Origin of the sequence: Methylopila musalis (assembly GCF_042679725.1) — a bacterium.
Classification (GTDB): domain Bacteria; phylum Pseudomonadota; class Alphaproteobacteria; order Rhizobiales; family Methylopilaceae; genus Methylopila; species Methylopila musalis.
Genome location: NZ_JBHTMX010000190.1, coordinates 1 through 5,413 on the forward strand (window position 1 = coordinate 1; position 5,413 = coordinate 5,413).

The following is a 5,413-nucleotide window of genomic DNA, read 5'->3' on the forward strand; positions in this document are numbered from 1 at the left end:
GCGGCGGGAGCCCCGGCCATCGCCCGCGACCGTGGTGGCGGCGCTCGGCCTGTGCGCGCTGACGCTGCTGCTGGCGTTCCGGACCGACGTGGTGCGGGCGGCGCCGGGCGCGGCCTCGCTCTACGCCCGGATCGGGCTGCCAGTGAACGTGCGCGGGCTCGAGATCGCCCGCGTGACCTCGGTGGAGGAGATGGAGAACGGCGTGCCCATGCTGCTGGTCTCCGGCGAGATCGGGAACGTCTCCGGCGAGACGGTGGAGGTGCCGCGCCTGCGGCTCGCGGTGCTTGCGGGCGACGGCCGCGAACTTTACGCCTGGACCACGGTCTCCGGCCGCCGGGAGCTGGCGGAGGGCGAGACCGCGACCTTCCGCGCCCGCCTGGCGTCGCCGCCGGCCGAAGGGCGGCGGATCGCCGTGCGCTTTCTCAATTCGGCCGATCTGCCGCATGGCGACGACGGGGCCTGAAGGAGACGTGATGGAACGCCGTCTGACCGTACTCTACGACGCGGAGACCATCGCCCGCCGCAACGCCGGGCTCGCGTCCGAGATCGCGGCGATCGCGCCGGAGCGCCTGCTGGCGATCGTGGTGCTGAAGGGCAGCTTCGTGTTCGCCGCCGACCTGATCCGGGCGATGCACGAGGCGAGCCTCGCGCCCGAGATCGAGTTCCTGTCGCTGTCGAGCTATCTCGACGGCACCGTGTCGTCCGGGACAGTGCGCATCGTCCACGACATCGAGAGCGAGGTCGCCGGCCGCGACGTGCTGCTGATCGACGACATTCTGGAGTCCGGCCGCACGCTCGCCTACGCCAAGGACCTGATGGCGGCGCGGGGCGCCCGGCGGGTGCTGACCTGCGTGCTGCTGGAGAAGCCGGGCAAGCGCGCGGTGTCGGTCGCGGCCGATTTCACCGGCTTCGTCTGCCCGGACGTTTTCGTGGTGGGCTACGGCATGGACGTGGCCCACGCCTACCGCCAGCTTCCCTTCGTGGGCGTCGTCGAGGTCGACGGCCACGAGGACCGGCCGTGAGGAGGCCCGACGGCCATGGCTCGCATTCTGCTGACCGATGACGAGGAGGCGGTGCGCGGCTTCGTGCAGCGCGCGCTGGAGATGGACGGGCACGCCGTCACCCAGGCGTTCGACGGCGCCGACGCGCTCGACAAGCTCGGGCTGGCGCGGGAGCCGTTCGATCTGCTGCTGACCGACATCCGCATGCCGATGATGGACGGCATCGCGCTGGCGCTCGCCGCCGCCCGCGACCATCCGGACACCACCATCCTGCTGATGACCGGCTACGCCGACCAGCGCGAGCGCGCCGAAGGACTCGAGGCGCTGATCCACGACGTGGTGACAAAGCCGTTCTCGCTGGCGCAGATCCGCGCGGCGGTGACCGACGCGCTCGGCGCGCGCCAGACGCTGCAGGCGGTCTGACGTGCGGCGGCGCGCGGGCGGCGCCCAGGCGGCGCCATCGTGTCGCCGTCATCACGGGGTTGTGGTTAGCGCCTCGCCCTTCGGCGCCGCCGCACAAGGTCGTCCATGAGCATCGCCAACTCCGCCGTCCTTCAGTTCAGGACGATCAAAACGCTGATGCTGCGCCGGTTCCGGACGCGCTATGGCGGGTCGCGGGCCGGCTACGCCTGGGCGATCGTGGAGCCGCTGGCCTGGGTGTTCGTGCTGAAGTTCGGTCTGGCGCACGGTTCCAGCCAGCCGCCGATCGGCACAAGCTACGAGGTGTTCTTCACCACCGGCGTGGTTCTGGCGCGCACCTGGCGCGCTGTGACGGGCGCCGTCGTGAACACGCTGAACAGGAAGCCACGGCTTGCCTTTCCGATGATCACTCGCATGGACGACGTGCTGGCCGTCTGGCTGCTGGAGTTCGTGACCGGCGGCGTCGTCATGGTGCTTATTCTCACCATTCTCGGCATATGGGGCTTCGACTCGGCTCCGATGGATCCGCTGTCCTGCATCATCATCTATTGCTGTCTTGGAATTTTCTCGTTCGCATTCGGCATCTTTTTTTACACTGTGATAGTGATTGCTCCATTTATGAAATATTTTAAAGGAATTATATTTATGGCTATGTTCTTCACGGCCGGATTTGCGACCGTTCTTGATCGGATGCCCCCAGCTTTTAGGGATTTCATATCTTGGAACCCTTTGGTGCATCTCATTGAATGGTTCCGCGAGGGATTTTACCACGGCTACGAATGCGTCAATCGTGATCTCGAATACTTTTTCACGATAACCTTGGCTTTTTTGCTTCTTGGCCTTGCTGGAGAGCGCGCCTTCCGCCGCCGCGCGACGCTCGCCAGAGCATGACCGGGACGGACGTTGGCTGTGCTTGAATTCATAAGCGTCTCGAAAACATACGGTAAGGGGCGGAAGCGCCGCGAGGTTCTGTCCGGCGTCACGCTCGCCCTGCCGCCGGGGCGCAAGATCGGGCTTCTCGGCGCGACGGGCGCCGGAAAGTCCACGGTCATCCGGCTTCTCAGCGCTCTGGAGCCGCCGGACGAGGGAGTGGTGCGCGTAAGCGGACTCAGATGCTGGCCCATGAGCTACGCCGGCTTTCTGGATCGCGGCGCGACCCTGATTCAGAACGCCCGTATGTTCGAGCACATGTTCGGCGTGTCCAGCAGAGAGGTCGCCGAGATCGCCGAGCAGCTCAGCGGCGTCAAAGTCGGAAAATTCAAGCTTCTGAAATCGTACAACAAATACGAGCGGCGGTTTTTGACGTTGGGGTTAACGCTTTCAATGCAATTTGATTGGTACTTCGTTGATGACGGCATCCCGCCTCCGCCCCCGAGCACCGGCGCGTTGATGGACGAAACCATCCAGGCGCGCTTTAATGAGGCTGGCGTGGTCTGGGCGACGCGGGATCCGGCTTTTCTGTCGGGCTATTGTGACGCAGGGCTCGTTCTGCATCGCGGCGCCCTGACGTTCTATGATACCTTCGACGCGGCGTCGGAGGCGTACCTCAAGCTCAACCGCAACGAGGGCACGAAGCGTAAATGACGGAAAATGCGATCAGCGGCGGCGCCGCAGCTCGGCTTGGCGCCCGTGCGCGAACCGTGCTTCACGCGCTGTCGAGCAATGAGAACCGGCCGACGCCTGCCAGCGACGACCCGACCGTGGCGTCGCCGACAGTGGCTGCACAGCCTGCGCCGGTCAGAACCCGTCGCGGCGGCCAGCCTGCGCCCTCTCCGGCCGAGGAGCCGGCTCCCAGCAAGATCGTGCCGCTGCCGCGGCGCAACCGGTCGGCCCCCAAGGGAGCCCCGGCTGGCGCGCCCAAGCCCGAACCGCGTCCCGTCGCGGCCAAGGCCAAGAAAAGCCTCGTCAAAATTTCCGCTATGCTCGCGATCGGCCTGCCGACCGCGCTGGCCTCGGTCTATTACGGCTTCATCGCCGCGCCTCAATATGTGGTCGAGGCCAAGTTCGCGGTGCGCGGGCCGGAGGAGGCGTCGTCCAGCACGTTGGGCGGCGTGTCCCAGCTCGCCGGCCTGAACTCGGCCATGGCGGTCGTCTCCGACAGCTACATCGTGGCCCAGTTCATCGAGAGCCGTCAGCTGGTCGAAAAGCTGCAGAACTCGGTCGACCTGCGCTCGGCCTTCACCCGCGACGAGGCGGATTTCCTGGCGCGCTATCGGCCCTACGCCCAGGACACCACCGAGCACCTGACTAGGTTCTGGAACGGGGTGTCCTACGTCTATTACGAGCCGATTTCCGGCATCATCAGCTTCAACGTGCGCGCCTTCACCCCGGATGACGCGCTGAAGATCGCCCGCGAGACCGTGCGCGAGAGCGAAAACCTCGTGAACAAGCTGTCCGAGCGCGCGCGTGAGGACGCCATCCTCAACACCAAGCAGGAGCTGTCGCGCACCGAGCTTCGCCTGAAGTTCGCGCGCAAGGCGATCCAGGATTATCGCGACCGCGAAGGCTCGGTCGATCCGACCAAGAGCGCGGAATCCCAACTCACCATCGTCAGCGGGCTGGAGGGCGATCTCGCCAAGCAGGAGGCGGAATACGCCTCGAACGCCACCCTGCTGTCCAAGGACGCGCCCACCATGCGGCTTCTGAAGAACCGCATGGACGCCCTGCGCAAGCGCATTGACGCCGAGCGGGCCAAGATCGGCTCGCTCGAGGCCCAGCAGGCGGCGGCCGGCAAGGGTCGGCCGATCCTGTCGTCGTCCTTCGCCGAGTATGAGGCGCTCGAGACCGAGCGCGACTTCGCCCAGAAGGCCTATGAGGGGGCGCTGACCGCCGTCGAGAACGCCCGCGTGCGGGCGGAGCGGCAGGCGCGCTACATCGCGACCTTCCTGGAGCCGGCTGCGCCTCAGGATTCGCTCTATCCGGCGCGCATCTCCAACGTGCTGCTGGTGGCGCTCTGCTCGGCCATCGCCTGGGCGATCGGCGTGCTGCTGTTCTACGGCATCCGCGACCACAGCGCCTGAACGCGCGGCCGGTCAGGCCGCGCCGATCACCGGATCGACGATTTCGAAATGCGCCGCCCAGCCGGGCGGCGCATAGCGTTCCGCCCGTGCGAGAGCGGCGGCCCGGCGCGGGGACGCCGGCGCCGTGAAGTCGAGCACGGCCTGCTCCCAGCCCGGCCCGTCGAGCGGGTCCAGATAGTCCGCCGCATCGCCCGCGACCTCGCGGAACACGGCGAGGTCGGAGGCGATGGCGGGCGCGCCGACGCCGAGCGCCTCCGCCAGCGGCAGGCCGAACCCCTCCGAGAAGCTCGGGAACAGCAGCGCGCGGGCGCCGCGCATCAGCGCGCTCAGGGCCGCGTCCGGCAGGTCGTTGACCTCGACCACATGGGCGCGGATCCCGGGCGCCCGCTCCAGCAGGTCGAGCACCATCTCGTTCTCCCAGCCGCGTCGGCCGACCAGGACCAGCGTCGGCGTTGCGTCGCCAAGGCGCGCGGCGAGCCGGCGCCAGACATGCAGCAGGGTCAGGTGGTTCTTGCGCGGCTCGATGGTGCCGAGCATCAGGAAATAGGGCTTTTCGGCCCGAAGCGGCGCGGCGCTCCGGTCGAAGCCGGTCTCGACCCCGAGCGGCGCGGCGATCACCGGCGGCGCGATCCGCCCGGTCTCGCGGGCGAAGGCGCGAAAGTCGTCCGCCGTGTCGGTGGAGTTGGCGATCACCGCCGAGGCGTGGTCCAGGATGGTCGTCATGCGCCGGCGGTGCCGCGCGTCCTCGCCGTCGCGGCCGTATTCCGGGAGCCGGATCGGGATCAGGTCGTGCACCAGCGTCACGAGCCTTGCGCCTGCGGCGGCGAGCGCGGCGAAGGGCTCGGGCCGGTCGAGCCGGATGTGGGAGACATGGACGTAGATGTCGCCGGGCGCGACCGCGGGGCGGCGCAGGCTCAGCGCGGCGCGGACCCGCAGACGGAGCGCCATGCGCGCCGCCGCGTCCTCGGCCGG

General features: G+C 67.9%; 7 protein-coding genes. 6 read left to right on the top strand and 1 reads right to left on the bottom strand.

Features of this window, described 5'->3' with window-relative positions:
- From ACFQ4O_RS14670 to ACFQ4O_RS14695, 6 genes are all read left to right on the top strand, one after another.
- The coding region (locus ACFQ4O_RS14670) for an FxLYD domain-containing protein (protein ID WP_378776613.1) at nt 1–463 on the top strand (463 nt) is incomplete at its 5' end.
- 10 nt (nt 464–473) lie between these two features.
- The gene (gene hpt, locus ACFQ4O_RS14675; RefSeq protein WP_378776615.1) at nt 474–1,022 is read left to right on the top strand and encodes a hypoxanthine phosphoribosyltransferase; all 549 of its coding nucleotides are present in this window, start codon (nt 474–476) and stop codon (nt 1,020–1,022) included.
- A gap of 15 nt (nt 1,023–1,037) precedes the next feature.
- Nucleotides 1,038–1,424: a response regulator gene (locus tag ACFQ4O_RS14680; RefSeq protein WP_378776616.1), complete on the top strand. Its 387-nt coding sequence runs from the start codon at nt 1,038–1,040 to the stop codon at nt 1,422–1,424.
- Between the two features lie 105 nt (nt 1,425–1,529).
- A complete protein-coding gene (locus ACFQ4O_RS14685) occupies nt 1,530–2,312 on the top strand; it encodes an ABC transporter permease (RefSeq protein WP_378776618.1) in 783 nt (260 codons plus the stop codon).
- A gap of 18 nt (nt 2,313–2,330) precedes the next feature.
- A complete protein-coding gene (locus ACFQ4O_RS14690; protein ID WP_378776624.1) occupies nt 2,331–3,005 on the top strand; it encodes an ATP-binding cassette domain-containing protein in 675 nt (224 codons plus the stop codon).
- 335 nt (nt 3,006–3,340) lie between these two features.
- Complete coding sequence (locus ACFQ4O_RS14695; RefSeq protein ID WP_378776620.1) at nt 3,341–4,441, top strand: hypothetical protein; 1,101 nt, start codon at nt 3,341–3,343, stop codon at nt 4,439–4,441.
- A gap of 12 nt (nt 4,442–4,453) precedes the next feature.
- On the opposite strand, the gene ACFQ4O_RS14700 is transcribed toward ACFQ4O_RS14695, so the two are convergent.
- The coding region (locus ACFQ4O_RS14700; protein WP_378776622.1) for a glycosyltransferase family 4 protein at nt 4,454–5,413 on the bottom strand (960 nt) is incomplete at its 5' end.